Genomic DNA, 22,461 nt, shown 5'->3' with positions numbered 1-22,461 from the left:
TCAGGCTGTCCCGTGATGCGGGCTGCCGGGCCCGCGCAGCCGGGTGTTGGCTTCCACCAGCAACGTGCGAATGGTCCCGAAGGCCAAGTGGTGCTTGGTGCTCAGCATGCGGATGCTCGCACCCGCCTCGTACTCCCGCCTCAGCATCAGACCCCCTTGGACGCGCATCGGATCATCGTCCCTCCGATACTTCAGCACCTCACCGAGCGGCGCTTCGCCAGGCAGCGGACCCGGTTCGGGTTCCACGGCGGGATCCACGCGGTCGACGACCTGTTCGGGCGTTACCCCACAAAAGTAGAGCAACGCCTCGACCTCGGGAAGGAAAACGTGTTCCTTTTTCGGCCGCACGCTCTGGGCGATGTCCTGGAGAATTCCCAGCGGGTCGGCCCGGTACAAGGTGGTAATGCGCACCAGCCGCCGCATGGATGGCCGCCAAGTGGCTTCCTCGTAGAGCCGGAGCGTGTCGGAGCTCACTCCGATCAACCCGGCGGCCTCTTCCCGGGAATAGCCGCACTCTTTCCTCAGCGCGGCCAGCCGCCGACCTAACGCCGGCCGATAGGCAGCAAGATCGCCAGCCAGATCAGCGGGTTCGTCCTGCTGATGTCTTGACAATTCCTTGTCCGATGGCATGGCTCCCCCGCGTCCCCTGTCGCGCCCAACGCCAAAGTTTGTCGCTCGCATGCGTCGTCCCGTTACTTCGCGATCTTGGAATCAGCTCGATCCCAACCGCGTCGAACCACCACGACCAGCCTTGACCAGGCACGACGAAAACGAATGGAGAGCAGAGCCTTTTGTTGCGGCGACGATAGCGCACGCGTTTCGACAATGCGAAATCGCGATCACCCGGACAGGTGCATTTAAGTGTCACCTTGTCGCGTTCAACCTTGATCAGTCCCATTAGAACGATCAAGGCACCCACATCGGTGACGTGAGTGCCTTGAGCGTTGAAGCGGGGGCGTCAGGAAGGCATCAGGACCGAGTCGATCAGGTAGACGGTCGCGTTGGCGGTGTGCACGCCACCGCAGATCACGTTCGCGTCGTTGATCTTCAGCGCGTCCTTGGTGCCGGTGACCTTCACGGTGCCGGTCTGCACGGTCTTCTGGTCGCCGGCGAGCTTGTCGGGCGTGATCTGGCCGGGGACGACGTGGTAGGTCAGGATCTTGGTGAGCAGCGCGTCGTCGGTCTTGAGCGTCTCGATGGTGGCGGGGTCGATCTTGGCGAACGCCGAGTCGACCGGGGCGAAGACGGTGAACTCGGCGCCGTTGAGGGTCGAGACGAGGTTGACCTTCGGGTTGAGCTTGCCCGAGACCGCGCTGACGAGGGTGGTGAGCAGCGGGTTGTTGCTCGCGGCGACGGCGACCGGGTCGGCGGCCATGCCGCTGACGGAACCTGCGCCGGAGGGGACCTGCTTGGCGTAGTCGGCGCAGCCGGGGCCGACGAGGTCCTTGGCCGGGTCGGCCATGGCCGCGGAGGACGAGGTCGCCGTGGAGGTCGGGGCGGCGCTGGACGAGGTGCCGCTGGCAGCCGTGTCACCCGAGCCGCACGCCGCGCCGAACAGGGCGAGTGAGGCGGCGCCGAGGGCCAGGACGGTGTTGCGGACGGTGCTGTTCATGTCGGGACATCTCCAAGGGTGATCGAACAGTTGCTGCCCGTGATTCGGCGCCCCCTGGCGGGCGGATGGGTGCGGTTATCGATCCGTTACCCGGTAGCTCTTGCTCATTCAGGACCGATCCATTTGCGGCGCTGCTCCGAACACCTGGTGGACAACGCGCTAGGAGAGGACCCGGGATGCCTGAGCGTGAGCGGGCGCTGCAAAGCCTGCAGAGCACCCCTCGTGACGTCGGCCCTACCGCCGACGACCTGCTTCCGCTGGTCGCGCGGGGCGACGAGGCCGCGTTCGAACGGCTCTACGACGTCGTGTCCGGCTCGGTGTTCGGGCTGATCAGACGAGTCGTGCGAGACCAGGCGCAGTCGGAGGAGGTGTTCCAGGAGGTGATGCTCGAGGTGTGGCGGACCGCGACGAGGTTCGATCCCCAGAGGGGTGGTGCCACCACCTGGATCCTCACGCTGACGCACCGCCGCGCCGTCGACCGCGTCCGGTCGGCGCAGGCCGCGAGCCACCGCGAGGACCGGGCGGCGCGCCTCGACCCGGCCAGGCCGTTCGACGAGGTGAGCGAGCAGGTCAACGGCAAGCTCGAGCAACGCCAGGTGCGCCGGTGCCTGAGCTTCCTGACCGAACTGCAGCGCGAGTCCGTGCTGCTCGCCTACTACCAGGGCTACTCCTATCCGGAGGTCGCGAGCCTGCTGGGCATCCCGCTCGGCACGGTGAAGACCCGGATGCGGGACGGCCTGATCAGGCTCCGAGACTGCATGGGGGTGACCGGATGAGGACCACATCCGCTGATCTGCACACGCTCACCGGCGCCTACGCCGTCAACGCGTTGTCGGACTTCGAGAGGACCGCGTTCGAGGCGCACCTGACCCGCTGCGAGAGCTGCGCGGTCGAGGTCGCCGAACTCGCGGCCACGGCGTCGCGCCTGGGCGCGGCGGTCGAGTTCGCGCCGCCGCCGCAGCTGCGTGCCCGTGTGCTCGCCGCCGCGGCCGAGACCCGGCAGCTGCCCCCGCACACGGCACGTGTGCCGAACCCGCGCCGGGTGCGCTGGGCGGGTGGGCTGCTCGCGGCCGCCTGCCTCGTCGCCGCTGTCTTCGTGACGGTGCAGTACACGCAGACGGGTCAGGAACGGCAGCTGGCGCAGCTCTCCAGCGAGTACAGCCGGTTCTCCGACTTCCTGTCGACGCCGGACGCGAAGCTCGTCAACGGCACCGCACCGAACGGGGCCACCGGCACGGCCGTCGTGTCGGCGAGCCGCGACGAGGCGCTGTTCCTCGCCAAGGGCCTGCCCGACCCCGGCGCCGACAGGGTCTACCAGCTCTGGCTGATCGGCGCCGACAACGATCCGCAGCCGGCCGGACTGCTCGACTCGCGGTCCGCACCCGTTGTGGTGAACGGGTTGTCCGGGGTGCAGAAGGTCGCGCTCACGGTCGAGCCGCGAGGGGGGTCGCCGAAGCCGACGTCGGACGCGGTGATGGCGATGCCGCTCGCCTGATCGAACCAGGGCGGTGGTTGTCCTGAACGCGGGACACCATCCCGCGCATGATCGGACGATGGCACGGCCTGGTGATCGACTGCCCGCAGCCGCGGGCGCTGGCGGAGTTCTACGAGGAGCTGCTCGGGATGGTCCGGGTGCAGGACGACGACGGGTTCGTCGTCATCGGTGACGCCCCGGACCGGCCCGGTGTGGCGTTCGCGCGGGTCGAGGGCTGGGTGCCGCCGAAGTGGCCGGACGAGTCCGCGCACATGCACTTCGACGTGCGCGTGGACGATCTGGCGGCGGCGGGTGAGGAGGTGCTGGCCCTCGGCGCGCGCCGGCTCGCCGGGGGTGGCGAGCGGTTCCACGTCTACGCGGATCCCGCCGGCCACCCCTTCTGCCTGGTCAGCTGGTGATCAGCCGGGCACGCATCACGTGCGCGTCCAACGGGAGCGCGTGCGTCTCGACCAGCTCGAAGCCCGCCTCCGCGAGCAACGCGCGGTAGTGCGACTCGGTGCGCTCGCGACCTCCGGTGTTGCACAGCATGTGGATGTCCCACGGAATCGCGAGCGAGTCGGCGTCACCGGCCTCGGGCAGCAGCCGCTCGATCACCAGCAGTTCGGCGTGTGCGGGCATGTTCCGCGCGCACGTGGCCAGGATGGTGCGGCACTGCTCGTCGTCCCAGTCGTGCAGCACACGGGACAGCAGGTAGACGTCGCCGGTCTCGGGGACGGCGCGAGTGAAGTCGCCGGGAACGAGGGCGACGCGGTCCGCGAGGCCGGCGAGGCGCGGCTGCGCGGCGGCCAGGGCGTTCGGGAGGTCGAGCAGAACGCCCCGCAGCGCCGGGTTGGCGTGCAGCACGCGCGCCAGCAGCTCGCCGTTGCCGCCGGCCACGTCGACGACCGTGCGGGCGGTGGAGAAGTCGACGACCTTGGTGACGCCGGTGAACATGGCGTTGCTCGCGGCCATGGACCCGTGGAACAGCTCCGACAAGGCCGGATCCGTCGCCATGTGGGCGAAGTGGTGGGCACCGAAGGCCTTCGCGTACGACTCCTCACCGCTGCGCACGGCCTCGGTGAGCTCGGCGAACGACCGGTAGAACGGGCCGCCGTACATCAGCGCGAGCGGCCGCATCGAGCCCGTCAGGTCCGACCGCAGCAGCTCGCCGAGGTCGGTGAGGCCGTGCTCGTCACCGGACAGGTGCACGAGGCCGAGCGAGCCGAGGTAGCGCAGCAGCCTGGCGAGGCTGTGGGGTTCGGTGCCGGTGGCCGCGGCGAGGCCCGCCAGGTCCGGGGTGGTCACGAGGTGGTCGAGCAGGCGGAGCTCGGCCGCGGTCGCGATGGCCTGCGTCGCCCACGCCCCGGTCAGCAGGCGCAGCAGCTCGGTGCCGGCGCACGACTCGCGCTGGTGGGTGGCCTGCACCTGCGGGAACCTGCCCGTGGCGATCAGTTCCAGGCGGCGGAACGCGGGGTCGGCGCAGCGCGCGTCGCGGAAGTAGAGCACCGAGTTGTTCTCGTAGCCGTTGTAACCACCGCCGTCCGGGCGCATGACACCGGCGATCATCGTGCGCAACCCGCGCAACAGCACGGGATCCGGCCTGCGGACGGCCAGGGCGACGTGGTTCTCGCGCTGGTGGCGTCGTTCGTCCTCGGCGATGTGCGCGAGCTCCGGCGGCGTCACCATCACGAAGATCTCCAGCTCGCACGGCCAGCCGTTGCGGTCGGAGACGGGCGCGCGCAGGATGCCGACCTTCAGGTCCGCGACCGGCACCGAGTACCGGGAGCTCAGCCGTTCGCGGACGATGACGCTCGGGGTCATCGTGCCGACGTCGATGCCGTGGTGCGCGAGCTCGTCCGCAAGTCCCGCAAGGGTTTCCGGGAAGATGAGCAACGCGGCGTGGTCCAGGGCGGCGTGCCGCGCCACGGCGTCGCGCTGGTCGGCGGGCAGCGACGGCAGGGCGGCGGCGAGCGCCGAACGCGTGTCGTGCGCGCCGAGGAGGGCGATCGCGGCGGTCAGGCGGTCGAGGTCGGCCGCGGTGATGACGGGGGTGGCTGTCGAGATCATGGTGGGGTTCCTGGTCGCTCAGATGCCGACGTAGTGCTCGGCGAAGAAGTCCTGGTGGGCACGGCAGTCGCGCAGGCTGTCCAGCCGGGCGCGGCGCAGAGCGCGGTGGAAGGCGTCCTCGTGCGGGTGCAGGAGGTCGATCATCCAGCGCGAGAACTCCTGCGCCCGCCAGACGCGGGGCAGGCAGGTGCGCGAGTACGCGGCCAGCGGCCGTTCGTCGTCGTGGCGCAGGGCGGAGATCAGGGCGGAGGCCAGCACCTCGGCCTCCATGATCGCCAGGTTGGCGCCCTTGGCGGCGGACGGGCTGATCAGGCTCGCGGCGTCGCCGACGAGGAACAGCCTGTCGTGCTGGATCGGGTCGGCGACCTCGGAGCGCAGCCGCACGATCCGCCGTTCGATGATCGGGCCCTGCTTGAGCTGCCCGAACTCGTCGGTGCGCATCCGGGTGTCCAGTGCCGCCCAGATCCGCTCGTCCGTCCAGGCCCCGGGGTCGTCGCCGGGAGGGACCTGGAGGTAGTACCGCGTCACCTCGGGGCTGCGCGCCATGTGGCCCGCGAAGCCGTCGTCGTGGATCGCGTAGGTGACCGCCGCCATGCTCTGCGGCGCCTCGGCCAGCACGGCGAGCCAGCTGACGCCGTGGTCCTGGGTGAGGCGGTGCGCCGCGACGGCCTGGCGCGTGATCCCGTTGCCGCCGTCACATCCGGCCAGGAACCGGCCGGAGACGACGTTCTCGCCCTGCTCGTCGCGGTAACGGATCGTCGCCGTACCGGAATCGACGCCGGTGGCGGTGGCGCCGAAGCGGATCTCGCCGCCGCGGTCGAGGTACTGCGCGACCAGGTCCGTGACGAGGTCCTGCTGCGGGTAGACCGTGTGCACCTCGCCCCGCCCGAGCCGGGAGTAGTCCAGTTCGAACTCGCCGTCCGCGCCCCGGAAGGCGCACACGCCGTGCGGTCGTCCTTTGTGGAGCATCCCGGCGCCGAGGCCGTGCCGGGTCAGCACCCTGGCGCTGCCCGGGCCGAGGAACCCCGCCCTCGCCCTCGTCTGCACCTGCTCGCGGCTCGCCCGTTCGACGACGAGGGTGGCAATGCCCTCCGCCCGCAACAGGTTTCCTAAGACAAGTCCCGCCGGCCCCGCGCCCGCGATGAGCACGGTGGTGTGGTCGACCACGCCTTCTGGTCCTCTCTGCCGATCGAGCCCGCATCGGACCCCTTGCGGCAGCACTGGACAGCAACGGGCAGGGCGCGGACCAGCGGCTCGCCGAGGATGATGATCATGATCACTCCATCGTGTCGGCGCTGGTGCGACCCGCGTGGTCGGTTGTGGTTGGTAACGACTTCATGGGCCGTGCATGACTTCGTCGCCGCGATCAGGCATTCTGCGCAAATGGCAACACGGCAGGCGAGCGACTTCGCCCAGTTGGCCGCCGAGATCAAGCAGGCTGGCCTGCTTGCCCGGCGGCGCGGCTACTACTTCACCCGGATCGGCGTGAACCTCGCGGTGTACGCGGCGGCCTGGGTGGCGTTCGCGCTGCTGGGCGACTCGTGGTGGCAGCTCGCCGTGGCGGTCGTGCTGGCGGCGATGAGCACGCAGCTCGCGTTCATCGGGCACGACGCCGGGCACAAGCAGATCTTCGCCTCGAAGAGGTGGAACGAGATCACCGGCTACTTCCACAGCGGCCTGGTCGGCGTCAGCTACGGCTGGTGGAACGGCAAGCACAACCGCCACCACGCCAACCCGAACCACGAGGACGAGGACCCGGACGTCGACATCTCGGTGCTGGCGTTCACCCAGCGTCAAGGTCTCGCCAAGCGTGGTCCGCTGCGGTGGATCGCCTCGCACCAGGCGTTCTTGTTCTTCCCGTTGCTGCTGCTCGAAGGTTTCGCGTTGCACTGGCACTCGATCCGCTACTCCGGCCGCGAGCGGTACGTGATGATCGCGAACGTCGTGGTGTACCTCGGGGTCGTGTTCTGGGTGCTCTCCCCCGTGTACGCCGTCGCGTTCATCCTGGTGCACCAGGCTTTGTGGGGCTTCTACATGGGATGTTCCTTCGCCCCCAACCACAAGGGCATGCCGGTGCTCTCCGCCGGTCACTCGCTCGACTTCCTGCGCAAGCAGGTGCTCACCTCGCGCAACATCCGGGGCAGCTGGTTCACCGACATCCTGCTCGGCGGGCTCAACTACCAGATCGAGCACCACCTGTTCCCGAGCATGCCGCGGCCGAACCTGAAGCACGCGCAGTCCATCGTCCGGAACTTCTGCAATCAGCGCGGGATCTCCTACGCGCAGTGTGGCCTGTTCCGCTCGTACGGCTACGTGCTGGAGCACCTGCACGAGGTCGCGACCTCGATGTCCGAAAACGGACAGAGGTCCGCCAAAACGCTCGCCTGACCCCCGCCGCGCTGATTTCCTCGGTTCGGGAGACCGAACTGGGGAGTTCACATGCGAAAAAGGCTATTTGGCGTGCTCACGGCCGGTGTGGCACTGGCTCTGGTCGCTGGCGGGCAGTCCGCGGCCGAGCCCGCCGCGGCACTGATCCAGCCCGATCCGATGCTCGCCTTCCTTCCTGCGGAAGCGCAGGTCGACTGGGCCGCGGTGCACCGGGGCCGGGAGGCCCGCAAGCAGTCACGCGTGGCTGCGAAGAGCGCGGGCCAGCCGTTGACCTACGCGGAGAAGGAGACCGGGCAGGGCGCCAAAGGTCGTCACGGTCGAGACGGACACCCCGACCGGCGGCCTCGACACGCTGCTCGCCGCGTTCGACGTGAACGGGAACCTGCTGGCCGAGCACGACAACCTCAAGGGCACGACCGACAGCCGGCTCCAGATCTCCGTCGGGGCGGGGCAGGACGTGTACGTGATGGTCGCCGCGGCCGGACCGGGCGGGATCCCGGCCGACCCGCTGACGCCCGGCACCGGCAAGCGGGTGCTCACCGAAGGCGCGTACGACCTGACGATCGCGACCGGCGGGGCAACGGACTCCGACCACTTCTCCGTCGACCTGAAGGCGGGTGACGTGCTCGGCGCTTCGGCGGCGGGCAGGGCGACCAGGGTCGTGATCCACGACCCCGCCGGTCGTGAGGTCTTCGGTTCGTCGCAGGACTTCAGCTTCCTGTACGCGGAGAACTCCCCGATGCCCGCCGGTGGCAACGCCGTCGCGGACTTCGTGGCGCCGAAGGACGGCCGCTACACCGTCGGCGTCGAGAACGGCGACGGTCGTTACGACGTGACGGTCGAGGCCTACCGCCCCGGCTCGGAGCTCAACCCGCGGCCGGACGTCCTGACGATCTTCCTCGACTTCGACGGGGCACGGGTCAACACCCGGATCTACGACCCCTCCGGTGGCAACCGCGACCTCTCGCCGTTGAAGAAGTTCCTGCCCGGCTGGGGTCTCACCGCGGCCGACGAGAACGCGGTCATCGACGGTGTGGTCGCGACCGTGCGCGAGAACGTCGAGAAGGACCTGGCCGCGAAGGGCACCAACAAGCGGTTCGCCGTGAAGGTCCTGAACAGCCGTGATCACGCCGACCCGTGGGGCAAGCCGAACGTCAGCCGCGTGGTGGTCGGTGGCTCGATCGCCGAGTCCGGCATCCAGACCGTCGGCATCGCGCAGTCGATCGACGCGGGCAACTTCGGCAAGGAGGAGACCTCGCTGGTGCTGCTCGACATCCTCAGCGCCCCCTCCGCCCAGACGGGCACGTCGCTGAACCGCTACATCACGCCGGCCAGCGACAAGATCGCGTTCATCGGCAGGGCGATCGGCAACATCACCGCGCACGAGGCGGGGCACATGTCCGGCAGCTGGCACCAGGACCAGTTCAACGCCCTCGACGCCATCATGGACCAGGGCGGCAACCCGAAGGGCATGTTCGGCGTGGGCCCGGACGCCATCGGCGGCACCGCGGACGACGTCGACGTCGACTTCCACGAGGACGTCCTCAACCCCGGTGAGGGTTTCACCGGGATCGAGGACTCCCTCAACCGCACCGCCTGGGCGTACACCCGAGGCGCCAACTGACGGTCCGATTCCCGCCAGAACATCGGCGGTGGTTCGACCAGGCTGATCCACATGGGATCACTTGCAGGGAAAGCGGCTCTCGTCACCGGCGGGAGCCGCGGCATCGGGGCCGCGGTCGCCGAGAAGCTCACCGCTCTCGGCGCCCGCGTCGCCGTCACCTATCAGAACACCAAGCCGGACAACGGTTTCGCCATCCGGGCGGACAGCGCCGACCCGGACGCCGTGGTGGCCGCGGTCGAGGAGACCGCGGTCCACTTCGGACGGCTCGACGTGCTGGTGAACAACGCCGGGGTCTTCCGGGTCGGTCCCCTGGAGGAACTCGGCCGTGAGGAGTTCGACCACACGATGGCCGTGAACGTGCGGGCACCGTTCCTCGCGGCCCGAGCGGCCGCACGGCACATGCACGACGGTGGCCGGATCATCAGCATCGGCAGCAATGTCGCCGTGTACGCGCCGTTTCCGGGCTTCGCGTTGTACTCGGCGAGCAAGACGGCGCTGATCGGGATGACGAAAGGACTTGCGCGCGAGCTGGGTCCGTTGGGCATCACGGCGAACGTGGTGAACCCGGGGCCGACGGACACCGACATGAACCCGGCCGACGGGCCGATGTCGGACACGATTCGCGGACTGACCGCGCTGGGGCGCTACGGAAAGCCGGCGGAGATCGCCGAGCTGGTCGCGGCTCTGGCTGGAGAGGCCGGTGCGTACGTCACCGGCGCCAGCATCAACGTCGACGGTGGTTTCACCGTCTGACGACTACGCCCAGGTGACGGGCAGGGCGTGCACGCCGTAGATGTTCATGTCGGTCCTGAGCTTCACTTCCCGTGCCGGGACGGCGAGTTCCAGCGCGGGGAAGCGGCGCAGCAGTCCCTCGAACCCGGCGCGCATCTCGATGCGGGCCAGCTGCTGACCGAGGCACTGGTGCACGCCGTGCCCGAACGCCAGGTGGCCACGGGCGTTGCGGTGCACGTCGAGCGAGTCGGCGTGCTCGTAACGCTCCGGGTCGTGGTTTCCCGCCAGCAGCGACAACACGACCATCGAACCCTCGCGGATGGTCTCGCCGAAGAACTCGATGTCCTCTGCCGCGTAACGGAAGAAGATGTCGCCGACGGCCAGGTAGCGCAGCAGTTCCTCGACGGCGTCGGGGATCAACGACGGGTCGGACCGCAGTGCGGCCAGCTGGTCCGGGTGCTCCAGCAACGCGAAGGTGCCCAGCGCCAGCATGTTCGCGGTCGTCTCGTGGCCCGCGAGCAGCAGCAGGAACGCCATTCCGACGAGTTCCTCGATGCTGAGGTCCTCGTCGCGGGCGAGGTCGGACAGCAGGTCGTCACCCGGTTCGGCGCGCTTGCTCGTGACCAGCTCGACCAGGTAATTGTTGATCGCCATGTAAGCGGCCATCTTGTCCTCGAGGTTCACCTGCCGTTCCATGAACTTGGAGGAGTTGTGCTGGAACGTGTCCCGGTCGGCGTACGGCACGCCGAGGATCTCGCAGATCACCAGTGACGGCACCGGAAGCGCGAACTCCTGGACGAGGTCGACCGGCGGGGTGAGCTTCGCCAGCTCGTCCAGCCGCCGTTCGGTGATCTCGACGATGCCCTCTTCGAGGGCCTTCATCCGCTTGACCGTGAACGCCCCGGTGAGCTTGCGGCGCAACCGGGTGTGGTCCGGCGGGTCCATGCTGATGAACAGGCCGGGGGTCTGCGGGACCGGCTCGGTCATCTCGGGCATGCCCGGCGTCGGGAACGGCACGTGGATGATGCCGAGGTCCTGCCGGCTGCTGAACCTGGTGTCCGCCAGCGCCTGCCGGACCGCCTCGTACCCGGTGACCAGCCATCCCTCGTGGCCGTCGGGGAAGAGCATCGGGCTGACCGGGCGGGTCTCGCGCACTGCCGTGATCTGGCTGGGCGGGACGAACGGGGTGACGTCGCGGTCCATGGGTAAGCCGTGCAACATGATTCAACTTCTCCTTCAGCGGGTGGATTCGCGATTGAAGAGCTTCTTGGACCAGAAGTAGCCGCCGAACCCGATGACGGCGCACCAGGCGAAGGCGATGTAGCCGCTGTTGCCGATCGGCGTGCCCATCAGCAAACCACGCAGGGCGTCGATGAACGGGGTGAACGGCTGGTACTCGGCGAACCAGCGCAACACCGTCGGCATCGAGTCGGTCGGCACGAAACCGTTGCCGAAGAACGGGAGCAGGATCAGCGGCAGGCCGACGTTGCTCGACGACTCGACGGACTTGCTCGCGAGACCGAGCGCGGCGGACAGCCAGATCATCGCGAACGACATGGCGATCAGCAGGCCGGCCAGCGCGAGCCAGTCGAGTGCGCTCGCCTGCGGCCGGAAGCCGATCGCGACGGCGACACCGAAGACGACCGACATGGCGAGAACCGTCTGGACGAGGCTGCCGACGACGTGTCCTGTCAGGACGGACACCCGTGCGATCGCCATGGTGCGGAAGCGGTCGACGATGCCCTCGGTCATGTCCATCGCGATGGAGATGCTCGTGCCCTGCACCGCGGCGGTGATCGACATCAGGATGATCGTCGGTGTCACGTAGTTGAGGTACTCGGCTCTGCCGCCGGACGGCCCTCCGAGCCCTGCGCCCAGGGTGCCGCCGAAGACGTAGACGAACAGCAGCAGGAAGACGACCGGCATGATCAGGAGCTGGAACGTCAGCGACGGGTAGCGGATCATCCGCTTGAGGTTGCGGCGCACCATCGTCGCCGAGTCGGTCAGTGCGTACGTCATGACTGGGTCACCTTTTCGGGGTTGCCGGTGAGGGCGAGGAAGACGTCGTCGAGGTCGGGCGTGTGGGTGCTGAGCGACTCGACGGCGACGGCGTTGCCGTCGAGCCGGTCGAGCAGTGCCTTGAGCGAACGGACGCTGCCGTCGCTCGGCACCCGCAGGGCGAGCGCGTCACCGTCGCGCGTGGCCTCGCCGACGACGCGGGTCGCGGCTTCGAGGTGGCGCAGATCGGTGAACTGCAACAGGACGTGCCCACCGGGCATGCGGCGCTTGAGCTCGTCCGCGGTGCCCTCGGCGACGATCCTGCCGTGGTCGAGCACCGCGATCCGGTCGGCGAGCTCGTCGGCCTCCTCCAGGTACTGGGTGGTGAGGAAGATCGTGACGCCGCTCGCCACCAGGTCCCGCACGATCTGCCACATGGTGCGGCGGCTGCGCGGGTCGAGGCCGGTGGTCGGCTCGTCCAGGAAGATCACCTGCGGCGACCCGACCAGCGTCATCGCGAGGTCGAGCCGGCGCCGCATGCCGCCGGAGTAGGTCGACGCGGACTTGTCGGCCGCGTCCACCAGGTCGAACTGCTCCAGCAGCTGCTCGACCTTGCGCCTGCCGTCGGCCTTGCCGAGGTGGTGCAGGTCGGCCATGAGCTTCAGGTTCTCGCGGCCCGTCATCAGGTTGTCGACGGCGGAGAACTGGCCGGTGACACCGATCGCGGCACGCACGGCGTCGGGGTCGGCGGCCACGTCGTGACCGGCGACGGACGCGCTGCCGCCGTCCGCTCTGATCAACGTGGACAGGATCTTCACGGTGGTGGTCTTGCCGGCGCCGTTCGCGCCGAGCAACGAGAAGACGGTGCCGCGCTGGACGAACAGGTCGACGCCCTTGAGCACCTCGTTGTCGCCGTAGGAGCGGCGCAGGCCGGTTGCCTTGATCGCGTTCATGGAGTTCCCCTCAGGCACGGCGGACGGAGATGTCGCCGAAGGACGTGTGGGCGGTGACCTTGACGGTCTGGGTGGAGTTGCCGGGGCCGTCGCTCACGTCGAGCGTGTTGGAGACGCGGCCGAACGAGGTCTTGGCGTCGATCCACGCGGCCGTGCCGTGGGCGATCCCGATCTCGATGCCGCCCATCGCGGTGTTCAGCGTGACGGAGTCGCTGACGACCTCGGCGACCTCGATGGACCCCATCGCGGTCCTGGCCTCCACCAGGGCCCCGGCGCGTTCGACGTTGATGTCGCCGTTGGCCGAACGGGCCCTCAGCTCGCCCTCGACCACGCCGACGTCGATGTGGCCGTTGGAGTTCTTGACGACCAGCGCGCCGTCGACCCTGCCGACGCGGATGTGCCCGCTGCCGGTCTTGACCTCGGCGTTGCCCGTGACCGTGCCGATCTTGACCTGCCCGGCGCCGGTGTCGGCCTTCAGCCGGCCGGTGCGGTCGAGGTTGATGTTGCCCGCGGACAGGTCGGCCTCGGTCTCGCCGAGCACCCCGGTGGTGCGGATGCTGCCCGCCGTCACGTCGAGGTCCACCTTGGACCCGGTGGGCAGCTCGATCACGACGTCGACCGACCTGGTCTTCCTGGAGAAGTCGAACGTCCGCTTCGGCCCGCGCACGATCAGCGTGCCGTCGGCGTAGTCGACCCTGGTCTTCTGCGCGGCCTCGACGTCCGAGGAGTCGGACGAGTCCGAGGGCCGCAGGTCGACCGCGGTGGTGGTGCGGTCGGTCGCGACGATCTGGACGTGGCCCGCGTAGACGTCGAGCAGCACGGAAATCGGATCCGGCGTGTCGTAAGAAGGCATGGCTGTCCCCTCAGAAGGTGTCGGTGGAACATCCCCGCAGGTCGGGGCGATGTGATGCCGGACGGGTGTTAGCGGACCCAGCCGATGAGGCGCTGCGAGCCGGTGAGGCTGTGGGCGATCGATTCCTCGACGGTTTCGCGCTTCGGGCTCAGCTGGGCGGACGCGGCACGCACGAGCCAGGCGTTGACCGAACGCCCCTCCTTGGCCGCGGCCTCGTCGATCGCGGCCTTGAGAGGTTCGGGCAGGCGGACGTTGATCCGCACGGTGGTGCCGTCGTCGAAGCCGGCCGCCACGTCCTCGGTGGGCGCGGCGGGAGCGGGCTCCGGCGCGGCGGCGGCCGGCTCGGGCGCCCGGCGCGTCACGACGAACTTCGGGTCACGGCCCCGCAGCAGCACCTGCACCGAGTCCGGTGCCAGGTCCGCGGTGATCTCGTCGGCGGCGGCGGACAGCGCTTCGAGCAGTGCCAGCCGGATCGCCGACTCCATCGTCACGGTCAACCGCTCGACCAGCGCACTCGCTTCGTCGCCGCCGGTCTCGACGGCGGTCAGCAGCTCGCGGCCGAGGGAAGCCACATACGGGGTCAGATCCATGGCATCACTATGGCACACGGTGGTGCCACCAGCAAGTAATTCTGGCTCAACTTGGCATCATTGTGGCTCACCGCAGGTCAGGGGCCTAATCGATGAACTCGACGGTCTCCGCGAACGGCGCCCGACCCGTCCGTGGCTCCACCACGGCAGCATTCTCGTACCCGATCGACAGGCCGCAGAAGAGCACGAGTCCCTCCTCCGGAGCCACGACGTCGGCGACCAGCGTGGCGAACTTCGCCCAGGCCATCTGCGGGCAGCTGTGCAGCCCCTCTCCCCTGAGGAGCAGCATCACGGTCTGCAGGTACATGCCGGCGTCGGACCACTGCGGCGAGCCCATGTCGCGGTCGAGGTAGCAGAACAGCGCCGCTGGGGCGCCGAAGCACTCCCAGTTCGCCGACGCCGCCCGTTGCCGCGCCTCCAGGTCGCCACGGGCGATGCCGAGCGATCCGTAGCGCTGCGCCCCGAAGGCCTCACGGCGTTCGCGGTACGGCGACTTCAGCTCCGGCGGGTACTGCCGGTACTCCGGCTCGTCCCACGGATCCCCCGCGGCGAGACGTTCCGCGGCGCGCTTCTTGAGCTCCGCCAGCGGTCGCCCGGTCACGACGTAACTGCGCCACGGCTGGATGTTCGACGCGGACGGCGCCCAGGCCGCCGCCTCCAGCACGCGTTCGAGCACTTCCCGCGCCACCGGCCGATCGGTGAACGCGCGCACCGCCCTGCGACTCGCGACGGCCTCATAGACGTCCATCACAACCCGGTCCCCTCACTTGACGTGGTCGTCTGGTTACAAGTGAGATGGTATCGATCGATACGATATCGAGCGATACGGAGTAGGAGAGACCACATGGCCACGCTGTTGCACGTCGACTCGTCCGTGTTCCCCGCTGACGCGTCCCACTCGCGGTCCGTCGCGGCGGCCTTCCGGCACGCCTGGGAGGAGCAGCACCCGGACGGCGTCGTGATCCACCGCGACCTCGCCGCGGCACCCGTCCCGCACATCACCGCCGAGGGCCACCTCGACACCGGGTCCGCCGCGTTCGCCGCCCGGCTCGTGCTGGTCGACGAACTGGAGCGCGCGGACGCCGTGCTGATCGGCGCCCCGATGTACAACTTCGGCATCCCGTCGACGCTCAAAGCCTGGCTGGACAACGTGATCCTGCTGGGCCGCACGTCCGGCGGGACCATGACGTGCCAGGGCAAGCCGGTCACCGTCGTCGCGAGCCGGGGCGGTTCCTACGAGCAGGGCACGCCGCGCGAGGGGTTCGAGTTCGTGCGGAACTACCTGCGGGCCGTGCTCACCGACAAGCTCGGGCTGGAGGTCGGTTTCATCGTCCCGGAGCTCACGATGGCGCCCCGCAACCCCGCGATGTCCGCACTGGTCCCGTTGTACGAGGCGTCCCGCGAGCGCGCGCTGGACGAGGCGGTCGTCGCGGCGAAGAGGCTCTAGCCCTCGGAGTGGGCGAGCTTGGTCAGCAGCACCTCGAGCTGGTCACGCTCGCCGCGGTCGAGGACGGACCCCAGCCGTTCGGACTGCGGCCCGGCCACCGCGTGGACCTCGTCGAAGAGCGCGAGGCCCGCCGGGGTGATCTCCACGGCGCGCGCCCGCCGATCCCCCGGCACGGCCTTGCGCACGGCCAGGCCCTTGCGCTCCAGGTCGTCGACGACGCGCATGATCCCGGCCTTGTCCGTGCCCGTCGCCGGCGCCAGGTCCCGCTGCATCGCGGGCCCGCCGTTGACGAGCTCCATCAGCACGGCGAAGTGCCGCAGTTCGATGCCGAGGGGCCGCAGCGACTCCCCCATGACCGCCGCCGCCCGCCAGTGGGCGCGGCGCAGCAACAACCCCAGCGCGAACGGCGACGCGTCTCCTGGACGGTCGGTCGCGCGCACGGGTTCGCTGGTCATGGGCGGAATGCTACCCATGCAGGGCGTCGGCGAACGCGCTGAACGTCGGCGCGCCCTTCTGCCGGTCGAGCACGGCGAAGACGACGTGGTCGAAGAACCGGTTGTCCCGCAACGCGAGCGCGAAGATCCGCGCGACGGTCGCGGGGTCGTTGCCGAAGACGCCGCACCCCCACGCGCCCAGCACGAGCCGGCGGTGACCGTGCGACGCGGCGACGTGCAGGACGCGGATGGTCCGCCGGAACAACGCGAGCGGGATGTCCTCGGCGCGTTCCGGCTGGTTGCGCAGGATCGCGGACCTGTTCGGCGCGGCAGCGGTGAGGAACGAGACCTCGTACGGCTCGGGCAGCAGAGTCCCCTTGTCGTCCTTGAACACCGGCACGCGCGGCGAGTAGATCACGCGGTCGGTGTAGGTGAGGTCCTCGTGCGCGCGGTGGTACGCGTAGAACTCACCCGCGGCGCGCAGGCAGAGGTAGAGCGCCGACGCACGCGCGACGCTCTCCTCCTGCGCCTGCGCACCGTTGAGGAACCCGCCGCCGGCACTGCGCGCGGAGGCGAAGTTCAACGCCGCCACGTCACCGCCGAGGCGGCGCGTGGCGTCCACAGTGGACTCGTTGGTGACCTCGATCCGGGCGTCACCGGTCTCCGGCGGGAGCGGCAGCACCTCGTCCGGCAGGTGCAGCCGGGTCCCCTCGACCGCGGGGGTGACGGCGATGGCGACCTCGCCAGCGGGGGTGGAGTAGGAGCCGCGCTCCGAGATGGCGACGGTGTCGTGGGCGATCGCTCGCAACCTTGCGCTCATGGTGCCCACGAGTCTGGCTGGCGCTCCCGTGCTCGCCAAGCGGTTAAACGCGCGCGTAGACCTCGGCGACGGCGCCGAACGCCGCCTTGGGCTCCCAGGTGCCGTCCTCGAGGACCTTCACGATGCCGGGACCTGCCATGTCGAGGTCGCGGCTCGGGTCGTCCGGCCGGTGCGTGTAGTTCCTGAGCGCGAACATGTAGACGAACGCGCTGTCGACGCCCTCGGCCTCGAAGGTCTCCAGCACCTCGCGCAGGTACGTGGCCTGCTCCTCCTCGTCGCGGACGTGGCCGTCCTTCACGCGGACCGGCAACCCGGCCTCGTCGTGCTCGACGATCTCCATGCTGCGCGGCGCCACGGCCCCCGACCCGTGCCACGCCGCCGTGCCGAAACCGGTGATGGCGACCGGTTTCCCCTGCGCCACCACGTTCCTGATGCTCGCCGCGTAGACGTCGGCGACCTCGGCGGACCGGATCAGCTCGAACGACTTGATGTCGAACAGGTCCCAGTCGGGGTTCTCGAACGGGATGCAGGCGTAGGTCAGCCTGCCCTGGAAGTGTTCCCGCACAACGCCGACGGCTTCGGAGAGGAACGCGCCGAGCTTCTCGCCGGCCTCCCGCATCCGTTCGGGCCGTCCCAGCAGCTGACCCAGGCGCTGCAGGACGTCGTCGCCGGGCAGGAAGCCCGAGTTCATGATGCTGAGCTCGACGCCCGTCACGAACACGACCTGCGCGCCCTGCCGCCGGACGCGCTCGGCCCTGCGCGCGCAGTCGGTGAACAGGCCGAGGATCTCGGGCGGCGTGAGCTCCAGCGGATACGGCGAGAACCAGATCTCCAGCCCCAGCCCGGCGGCGATCTCCGCGGCCTGCTCGAGCCGCTGCGGATCACCCCCGACGAGGTGGACGGCGTTGCAGTGCAGGTCGTCCCTGATCGCGGTCAGGTCCCGCCTGACCTCGCCGAGGTCGAACTCCTCCAGCGAAATGTCCCCGTGGCGCACGAAACCGGTGTCGTACGCGATGCCCTTGGCTCGCATGGCCTCAGACTATGCGAGAAAAGTGCGTGCGCGCAAGTTTGCGTGTGAGCAGTCAGGTCGGCCAGACGAGCAGCACCGGGCAGGTCGCGTGGTCGACCACGAACCGGGTCGCCGGGCCGAGGCTGCGCGGACCGGCGTGGCTCATGTCGCCGTCGCGACAGAGGACGAGCAGCGACGCGTCCTGTGCCGCCGCAACGACTTCGTGCTCGACCCTGCCGACGCGCGCCTCCCTCGCACACGGGCGCCCGAGACGTTCGGCGGCCGCGTCGAGGAGGTGCGTGGCGTGGTCGGCGGCGAGCCCGTCCAGGCGGGTGCCGGGGTCGAGCGACGGGTGGCGGCCGAACAACCCGGCGAACGCGCCGTGGGCCGCGCCGGCGACGTCGCTGACGTGCAGCAGCAGGAAGTCGTCGTCGTACGCGCGTGCCGCGTCGACGCAGTCCTGCCAGGTGTCGTCGGCGATCCACACGACCACCGTCATGATCATCCTCCGATCAGCTGAAGGGACGCCCACAGTGCCACGACGGCGCCGATCAGGGTGGCAGGCACGGCGAGCAGGCCGAGTTTCGTGAACTCCGGCAGGTGCACCTCGGCGTCGTGGTCGTGCACGATCCGCCGCCACAGCAACGTGGCGAGAGAGCCGGCGTAGGTGAGGTTCGGCCCGAGGTTCACGCCCAGCAGCACCGCGAGCACCACGCCCGGCCCCATCGGCGCGACCAGCGGCAGCAGCACGAGCACCGCGGGCAGGTTGTTGATCACGTTGGCGAGGACGGCGGCGACCGCGGCGACTCCGAGCAGCGCCAGCAGGTCGTTGCCGCCCGGGATCGCGAGCCTCAGCACGTCGTCCAGCCCGTTGTCGACCACGGCCCGGACCACGATGCCCAGGCCGAGCACGAACGCGAGGAACGGCAGGGAGGTCGCCCGCACCACCTTGACCGCGGTCGTGCGCTTCGTCGCGAGGGCTCGGACGGCCATGACGACAGCGCCCGCGCAGGCCGCCCACGCCGGGTCGATCCCGGTGGCCGACGCGACCACGAACCCCACCAGCGTCAGGCCGACCACGGTCAGGGCGAACACCGGCAGCTCGCTCGGAGGCTGCGTGACCGGGGCGTGCACGGGCGCGTCGAGGTCGGTGCGGAAGAACCGCCGGAACACCACGTACTCGATGGCGATCGCCACGACCCACGGCAACGCCATCAGCGCCGCGAACCGCGTGAAGCTCAGCCCGCTCGACGCGAACGCGAGCAGGTTCGTCAGGTTCGACACCGGCAGCAGCAGCGACGCGCTGTTGGACAGGTGCGTGCACGCGTAGACGTGCGGCTTCGGCCTGACGCCGAGCTGTGCGGCCGTCGCGAACACCACCGGCGTGAGGAGCACGACCGTCGCGTCCAGGCTCAGCACCGCCGTGGTCACCGAGGCCGTGACGAACACGCCGCCCAGCAACGTCCGGGGTCTGCCACCCGACGCGCGCGCCATCCAGGTGCCGCAGGCGTGGAAGAGCCCCTCGTCGTCGCAGAGCTGCGCGAGCACGAGGATCGCGGCCAGGAACCCGATCACGGGCCCCAGCCGCACCGCCTCGTCCACGACGTGGTCGAACGGCAGCGCACCGACGAGGACGACGAGCACCGCCGCCGGCACCGCGACCGCCGCCTCCGGCCAGCCCCACGGTCGGACGACCGCGCAGACGAGCACGGCGACCAGCAGCAACACGGACAGCGCCAGCACGGGATCCTCCTGCGCCGGCGGGCCCCGGCTACCTCACATCTTGGCCGCCGCCGACTTTATGGCCTGCCGGATGCGGAAGTAGGTACCGCACCGGCAGACGTTCGCGATCCGGTCGATGTCCTCGTCCGTTATCTCCTGCTTCGTCCGGAGAAGGGCCGCCGCGGCCATGATCTGGCCGGGCTGGCAGTAGCCGCACTGGGCGACGTCCTGCTCGAGCCACGCCTCCTGGACGGGGTGCAGGTCGTCACCGGACGCCAGTCCCTCGATCGTGGTCACCTCCTGCCCGGAGCACTCCGCGACGGGCGTGACGCACGGCTGGATCTCCGCGCCGTTGAGGTGGGACGTGCAGGCGCGGCAGACGCCGATGCCGCAGCCGAACTTGGGGCCGCGCACGCCGAGCTTGTCGCGCAGCACCCAGAGCAGTGCCATGTCGGCGGGAGCCTCGACGGTGACCGGCTTCCCGTTGACGATCATGGTGTAGGTAGGCACAGGGGACGCTCCTTCAGCGCGGGAACGGCTCGAAGTCGACCGGGAAGATGATCGGGAAGCTGCTCGGCACGATGCCGGTCGCCCGCGAGTAGGCGTTGGCGATGGCACCGACCGCGGCCGGCACGCCCAGCTCGCCCGCGCCGCCCGGTTCACCGGTCGCCGGCATCACGTGGATCCTCACGTCGAGCGGCGCGTCCTTCTGCCGTGCGTAGTGGAACTGCGAGAACGAGCCCTCCAGCGGAAGCCCCTTGTCGATGTGCAGACCGGCGCGCAGCGTGGTGGAGATGGCGTCGGTCAGGCCGCCTAGCATCTGCGCCTCGAGGCCGCGCGGGTTGATCGGGCGGCCGACGTCGACCGCGATCACGGCCTTGACCACGCGCGGGTTGCGCGGGTCGCGGGCGTCGATCTCGACCAGGCAGGCCGTGCACGACTTGTACTCGTCGTGGAAGCCGATGCCCTGCGCGAAGCCCTGGGGCATCGAGCGGCCCCACTGGCCCTCGGCCACGACCTTGTTGAGCACGGCCCGCTGGCGTGCGGTCTTGAGGAACTCGCGGCGGAACGCGACGGGGTCCTTGCCCATCTTCTTCGCGAGCTGGTCGACCAGGACTTCTTCCGCACCACGGGTGTTCGCGGAGTACACCGACCGCCACGAGCCGGTGTGCATGCGCAGCGGCACCTCGTTGAGCAACGAGGTCACCACGCCGAAGTTGTACGGCACCTTGCACGTCGTGAGGAACACCGTCTGCGCGAACGACAGGTTGCCCGCGACCGGCAGCTTCGCGGCGGTGGCGGTGAGGATCTCGCCGAGGCCGTGCCGGAAGTCGGTCTCGACCGACGCCACGCGGTGCTCGAACGTCAGCACGTTGCCCAGCCCGAACGTGGCCCGCAGCTTGTGGTGGCTGGCGGCGCGCGCCCGGCCGTGACGCATGTCGTCCTTGCGGTCCCACATGAGCTTCACAGGGCGCCGCAACGCCTTGGAGATCTGCGCGGCCTCCAGCGCGGCGTCGAAGAAGAGCCTGCGCCCGAAGGAACCTCCGCCCTGCATGACGTGCACCTCGACCGCCGATTCCGGCAGTCCGATGGCGGCGGCGATGGTCTGCTGCGCCACGATCGGCGACTTCAGCCCCGCCCAGATCTCGGCCCGGTCGTCGCGGACGTCCGCGATCGCCGAGTTCGTCTCCATCGGCGCGTGGCTGACGAACGCGAAGTCGAACTCCATGTCGAGGTGCTGGGTCAGCAGCGGCGGCACCACGAACGGCAGCGTGGCCGCCTGGAGCTTCGCGCGGATCTCCTTGTCCGACAACGCGTCGATCGTGCCGGGGTTCCAGGTGACCTTCAGCGCGTCCCGCGCGGCCATGGCCTGCCCGAACGTCTCGGCGACCACCGCGACACCGGTCGGCACGACCCCGATCGCGAGCACACCCGGCATCGCCTTCGCGGCCGCCGAGTCGACCGACCGCACCGAGCCGTTGATCGTCGGCGGGCGGCGCACGACCGTCGGCATCGCGCCGGGCACGTCCTGGTCGAGGGTGTACTTGAACTGCCCGGTGACCATCGCGCGGGCGTCGATGCGCGACTGCGGGGTGCCGACGAGCCGGTGCTCGCTCGCCGGTTTCGGTTGCGCGGCGAAGGTTCCGGTCAGCTGGGCGGCGGCCGAGGTCAGCAGCTCGTAGACGATCGGGCGCCCGTCCGGCAGGATCACCGCGCCGTCCCGTGTGGACAGTCGCTCGACAGCGACGCCGTGCTGCCGCGCCGCCGCCGCGAGCAGCCTGGCCCGCGCGGCCGCCGCCGCCTGGCGGACCGGGCCGTACACCGACCGCATCGTGTTCGAACCGCCCGTGAGCTGGTTCATCAGCAGCTCGGGCCGCGCGTCCGCGAGCGTGACGCGGACCTGGCCGAGCGGCAGGTCGAGCTCCTCCGCGACGAGCATCGCGCAGGCCGTGGTGATGCCCTGTCCGACCTCGGCGCGAGGCAGTTCGAGGGTGACGACGCCGTCCTCGCCGACGCGGAGCACGGCGAGCGCACCGGCCGTCGGAGTGCCGGCCAGGATGAGGACGTCGCCGAGATCCAGGATCTCGGCCGGTTGCGGCAGTGTCGGGATGACGGCCTCGGCCGTGCCGGGAACCGCGACGGTGAGCACCGGCGCGGCGACCAGGAACGTGAGGAACTGCCGACGACGCACCGGGACCTGAGCTCCAGGGACCGGGACTTCGTTGTCACAGGTCATG

The 22,461-nt window shown here is 69.8% G+C and carries 24 protein-coding genes; 7 read left to right on the top strand and 17 right to left on the bottom strand.

Going from position 1 to position 22,461, the window contains the following annotated elements:
* Positions 1-630, bottom strand: a complete 630-nt coding sequence (locus tag IE307_RS26285) for a helix-turn-helix domain-containing protein (protein WP_191302023.1) — start codon at positions 628-630, stop codon at positions 1-3.
* Between the two features lie 328 nt (positions 631-958).
* Positions 959-1,612, bottom strand: coding sequence for a fasciclin domain-containing protein (locus tag IE307_RS26280; protein WP_191302022.1), 654 nt, complete (start codon positions 1,610-1,612; stop codon positions 959-961).
* A gap of 176 nt (positions 1,613-1,788) precedes the next feature.
* On the opposite strand from IE307_RS26280, the gene sigK reads away from it, so the two are divergent.
* The 3 genes from sigK to IE307_RS26265 are packed head-to-tail and all read left to right on the top strand — an operon-like array spanning position 1,789 to position 3,505.
* Entirely contained in the window at positions 1,789-2,388 is a 600-nt protein-coding gene (gene sigK / locus IE307_RS26275) for an ECF RNA polymerase sigma factor SigK (protein WP_191302021.1), read from the top strand.
* Positions 2,385-3,107, top strand: a complete 723-nt coding sequence (locus tag IE307_RS26270) for an anti-sigma factor (protein ID WP_191302020.1) — start codon at positions 2,385-2,387, stop codon at positions 3,105-3,107. The genes sigK and IE307_RS26270 overlap by 4 nt, the downstream gene beginning before the upstream one ends.
* A gap of 47 nt (positions 3,108-3,154) precedes the next feature.
* Positions 3,155-3,505: a VOC family protein gene (locus IE307_RS26265; RefSeq protein WP_191302019.1), complete on the top strand. Its 351-nt coding sequence runs from the start codon at positions 3,155-3,157 to the stop codon at positions 3,503-3,505.
* Here IE307_RS26265 and IE307_RS26260 read toward each other — a convergent pair.
* Complete coding sequence (locus IE307_RS26260; RefSeq protein ID WP_191302018.1) at positions 3,495-5,153, bottom strand: methyltransferase; 1,659 nt, start codon at positions 5,151-5,153, stop codon at positions 3,495-3,497. The genes IE307_RS26265 and IE307_RS26260 overlap by 11 nt on opposite strands.
* 18 nt (positions 5,154-5,171) lie before the next feature.
* Positions 5,172-6,320, bottom strand: a complete 1,149-nt coding sequence (locus tag IE307_RS26255; protein ID WP_229905073.1) for a 4-hydroxybenzoate 3-monooxygenase — start codon at positions 6,318-6,320, stop codon at positions 5,172-5,174.
* A 216-nt stretch (positions 6,321-6,536) separates the two neighbouring features.
* On the opposite strand from IE307_RS26255, the gene IE307_RS26250 reads away from it, so the two are divergent.
* The 3 genes from IE307_RS26250 (at position 6,537) to IE307_RS26240 (ending at position 9,918) form a co-directional block, all read left to right on the top strand.
* Positions 6,537-7,541, top strand: a complete 1,005-nt coding sequence (locus IE307_RS26250; protein WP_191302017.1) for a fatty acid desaturase family protein — start codon at positions 6,537-6,539, stop codon at positions 7,539-7,541.
* Between the two features lie 370 nt (positions 7,542-7,911).
* A complete protein-coding gene (locus tag IE307_RS26245; RefSeq protein ID WP_191302016.1) occupies positions 7,912-9,165 on the top strand; it encodes a hypothetical protein in 1,254 nt (417 codons plus the stop codon).
* Between the two features lie 51 nt (positions 9,166-9,216).
* On the top strand, positions 9,217-9,918 hold the full coding sequence (locus tag IE307_RS26240) for an SDR family oxidoreductase (protein ID WP_191302015.1): 702 nt from the start codon (positions 9,217-9,219) through the stop codon (positions 9,916-9,918).
* A gap of 3 nt (positions 9,919-9,921) precedes the next feature.
* Here IE307_RS26240 and IE307_RS26235 read toward each other — a convergent pair whose 3' ends face one another.
* From IE307_RS26235 to IE307_RS26210, 6 genes are all read right to left on the bottom strand, one after another.
* Positions 9,922-11,118 carry a cytochrome P450 gene (locus tag IE307_RS26235; RefSeq protein WP_229905072.1) on the bottom strand — a complete coding sequence of 399 codons (1,197 nt, stop codon included), beginning with the start codon at positions 11,116-11,118 and terminating at the stop codon, positions 9,922-9,924.
* A 15-nt stretch (positions 11,119-11,133) separates the two neighbouring features.
* Complete coding sequence (locus tag IE307_RS26230; protein WP_191302014.1) at positions 11,134-11,916, bottom strand: ABC transporter permease; 783 nt, start codon at positions 11,914-11,916, stop codon at positions 11,134-11,136.
* The gene (locus tag IE307_RS26225) at positions 11,913-12,848 is read right to left on the bottom strand and encodes an ATP-binding cassette domain-containing protein (protein ID WP_191302013.1); all 936 of its coding nucleotides are present in this window, start codon (positions 12,846-12,848) and stop codon (positions 11,913-11,915) included. The genes IE307_RS26230 and IE307_RS26225 overlap by 4 nt, the downstream gene beginning before the upstream one ends.
* Positions 12,849-12,858: 10 nt before the next feature.
* Complete coding sequence (locus tag IE307_RS26220) at positions 12,859-13,701, bottom strand: DUF4097 family beta strand repeat-containing protein (RefSeq protein ID WP_191302012.1); 843 nt, start codon at positions 13,699-13,701, stop codon at positions 12,859-12,861.
* Between the two features lie 68 nt (positions 13,702-13,769).
* Positions 13,770-14,291 (bottom strand): ribbon-helix-helix protein, CopG family, encoded by a 522-nt coding sequence (locus IE307_RS26215; protein ID WP_191302011.1) that lies wholly within the window; start codon positions 14,289-14,291, stop codon positions 13,770-13,772.
* Between the two features lie 85 nt (positions 14,292-14,376).
* Complete coding sequence (locus IE307_RS26210) at positions 14,377-15,039, bottom strand: nitroreductase (RefSeq protein WP_191302010.1); 663 nt, start codon at positions 15,037-15,039, stop codon at positions 14,377-14,379.
* Between the two features lie 96 nt (positions 15,040-15,135).
* Here IE307_RS26210 and IE307_RS26205 point away from each other — a divergent pair, with 96 nt between their 5' ends.
* On the top strand, positions 15,136-15,738 hold the full coding sequence (locus IE307_RS26205) for an FMN-dependent NADH-azoreductase (RefSeq protein WP_191302009.1): 603 nt from the start codon (positions 15,136-15,138) through the stop codon (positions 15,736-15,738).
* Here IE307_RS26205 and IE307_RS26200 read toward each other — a convergent pair.
* The 7 genes from IE307_RS26200 to IE307_RS26170 are packed head-to-tail and all read right to left on the bottom strand — an operon-like array spanning position 15,735 to position 22,460.
* Complete coding sequence (locus IE307_RS26200) at positions 15,735-16,193, bottom strand: MarR family winged helix-turn-helix transcriptional regulator (RefSeq protein WP_191302008.1); 459 nt, start codon at positions 16,191-16,193, stop codon at positions 15,735-15,737. The genes IE307_RS26205 and IE307_RS26200 overlap by 4 nt on opposite strands.
* A gap of 10 nt (positions 16,194-16,203) precedes the next feature.
* Positions 16,204-16,992 carry a TIGR02452 family protein gene (locus IE307_RS26195; protein WP_191302007.1) on the bottom strand — a complete coding sequence of 263 codons (789 nt, stop codon included), beginning with the start codon at positions 16,990-16,992 and terminating at the stop codon, positions 16,204-16,206.
* A 43-nt stretch (positions 16,993-17,035) separates the two neighbouring features.
* Positions 17,036-18,022 carry a glycoside hydrolase family 113 protein gene (locus IE307_RS26190; protein WP_191302006.1) on the bottom strand — a complete coding sequence of 329 codons (987 nt, stop codon included), beginning with the start codon at positions 18,020-18,022 and terminating at the stop codon, positions 17,036-17,038.
* 52 nt (positions 18,023-18,074) lie between these two features.
* Entirely contained in the window at positions 18,075-18,500 is a 426-nt protein-coding gene (locus tag IE307_RS26185; protein ID WP_191302005.1) for a universal stress protein, read from the bottom strand.
* 2 nt (positions 18,501-18,502) lie between these two features.
* Complete coding sequence (locus tag IE307_RS26180) at positions 18,503-19,744, bottom strand: SLC13 family permease (protein ID WP_191302004.1); 1,242 nt, start codon at positions 19,742-19,744, stop codon at positions 18,503-18,505.
* A gap of 33 nt (positions 19,745-19,777) precedes the next feature.
* Positions 19,778-20,233 (bottom strand): (2Fe-2S)-binding protein, encoded by a 456-nt coding sequence (locus IE307_RS26175; RefSeq protein WP_089922073.1) that lies wholly within the window; start codon positions 20,231-20,233, stop codon positions 19,778-19,780.
* A gap of 13 nt (positions 20,234-20,246) precedes the next feature.
* Positions 20,247-22,460: a xanthine dehydrogenase family protein molybdopterin-binding subunit gene (locus tag IE307_RS26170; protein WP_191302003.1), complete on the bottom strand. Its 2,214-nt coding sequence runs from the start codon at positions 22,458-22,460 to the stop codon at positions 20,247-20,249.
* Position 22,461 lies beyond the last annotated feature (1 nt).

The sequence above is a fragment of the Lentzea cavernae genome (genome assembly GCF_014653695.1).
GTDB lineage: Bacteria > Actinomycetota > Actinomycetes > Mycobacteriales > Pseudonocardiaceae > Lentzea > Lentzea cavernae.
This window is presented reverse-complemented; position numbering and strand designations above follow the sequence as displayed.

Bases quoted from the DNA above. Each gene is read 5' to 3' on its own strand.
- IE307_RS26205 (WP_191302009.1), top strand. From the start codon at position 15,136: ATGGCCACGCTGTTGCACGTCGACTCGTCCGTGTTCCCCGCTGACGCG.
- IE307_RS26170 (WP_191302003.1), bottom strand. From the start codon at position 22,460: ATGACCTGTGACAACGAAGTCCCGGTCCCTGGAGCTCAGGTCCCGGTG.
- IE307_RS26285 (WP_191302023.1), bottom strand. From the start codon at position 630: ATGCCATCGGACAAGGAATTGTCAAGACATCAGCAGGACGAACCCGCT.
- IE307_RS26260 (WP_191302018.1), bottom strand. From the start codon at position 5,153: ATGATCTCGACAGCCACCCCCGTCATCACCGCGGCCGACCTCGACCGC.
- sigK (WP_191302021.1), top strand. From the start codon at position 1,789: ATGCCTGAGCGTGAGCGGGCGCTGCAAAGCCTGCAGAGCACCCCTCGT.
- IE307_RS26195 (WP_191302007.1), bottom strand. From the start codon at position 16,992: ATGAGCGCAAGGTTGCGAGCGATCGCCCACGACACCGTCGCCATCTCG.
- IE307_RS26225 (WP_191302013.1), bottom strand. From the start codon at position 12,848: ATGAACGCGATCAAGGCAACCGGCCTGCGCCGCTCCTACGGCGACAAC.
- IE307_RS26235 (WP_229905072.1), bottom strand. From the start codon at position 11,118: ATGTTGCACGGCTTACCCATGGACCGCGACGTCACCCCGTTCGTCCCG.
- IE307_RS26220 (WP_191302012.1), bottom strand. From the start codon at position 13,701: ATGCCTTCTTACGACACGCCGGATCCGATTTCCGTGCTGCTCGACGTC.
- IE307_RS26215 (WP_191302011.1), bottom strand. From the start codon at position 14,291: ATGGATCTGACCCCGTATGTGGCTTCCCTCGGCCGCGAGCTGCTGACC.
- IE307_RS26230 (WP_191302014.1), bottom strand. From the start codon at position 11,916: ATGACGTACGCACTGACCGACTCGGCGACGATGGTGCGCCGCAACCTC.
- IE307_RS26200 (WP_191302008.1), bottom strand. From the start codon at position 16,193: ATGACCAGCGAACCCGTGCGCGCGACCGACCGTCCAGGAGACGCGTCG.
- IE307_RS26280 (WP_191302022.1), bottom strand. From the start codon at position 1,612: ATGAACAGCACCGTCCGCAACACCGTCCTGGCCCTCGGCGCCGCCTCA.
- IE307_RS26250 (WP_191302017.1), top strand. From the start codon at position 6,537: ATGGCAACACGGCAGGCGAGCGACTTCGCCCAGTTGGCCGCCGAGATC.
- IE307_RS26210 (WP_191302010.1), bottom strand. From the start codon at position 15,039: ATGGACGTCTATGAGGCCGTCGCGAGTCGCAGGGCGGTGCGCGCGTTC.
- IE307_RS26240 (WP_191302015.1), top strand. From the start codon at position 9,217: ATGGGATCACTTGCAGGGAAAGCGGCTCTCGTCACCGGCGGGAGCCGC.
- IE307_RS26185 (WP_191302005.1), bottom strand. From the start codon at position 18,500: ATGACGGTGGTCGTGTGGATCGCCGACGACACCTGGCAGGACTGCGTC.
- IE307_RS26270 (WP_191302020.1), top strand. From the start codon at position 2,385: ATGAGGACCACATCCGCTGATCTGCACACGCTCACCGGCGCCTACGCC.
- IE307_RS26190 (WP_191302006.1), bottom strand. From the start codon at position 18,022: ATGCGAGCCAAGGGCATCGCGTACGACACCGGTTTCGTGCGCCACGGG.
- IE307_RS26265 (WP_191302019.1), top strand. From the start codon at position 3,155: ATGATCGGACGATGGCACGGCCTGGTGATCGACTGCCCGCAGCCGCGG.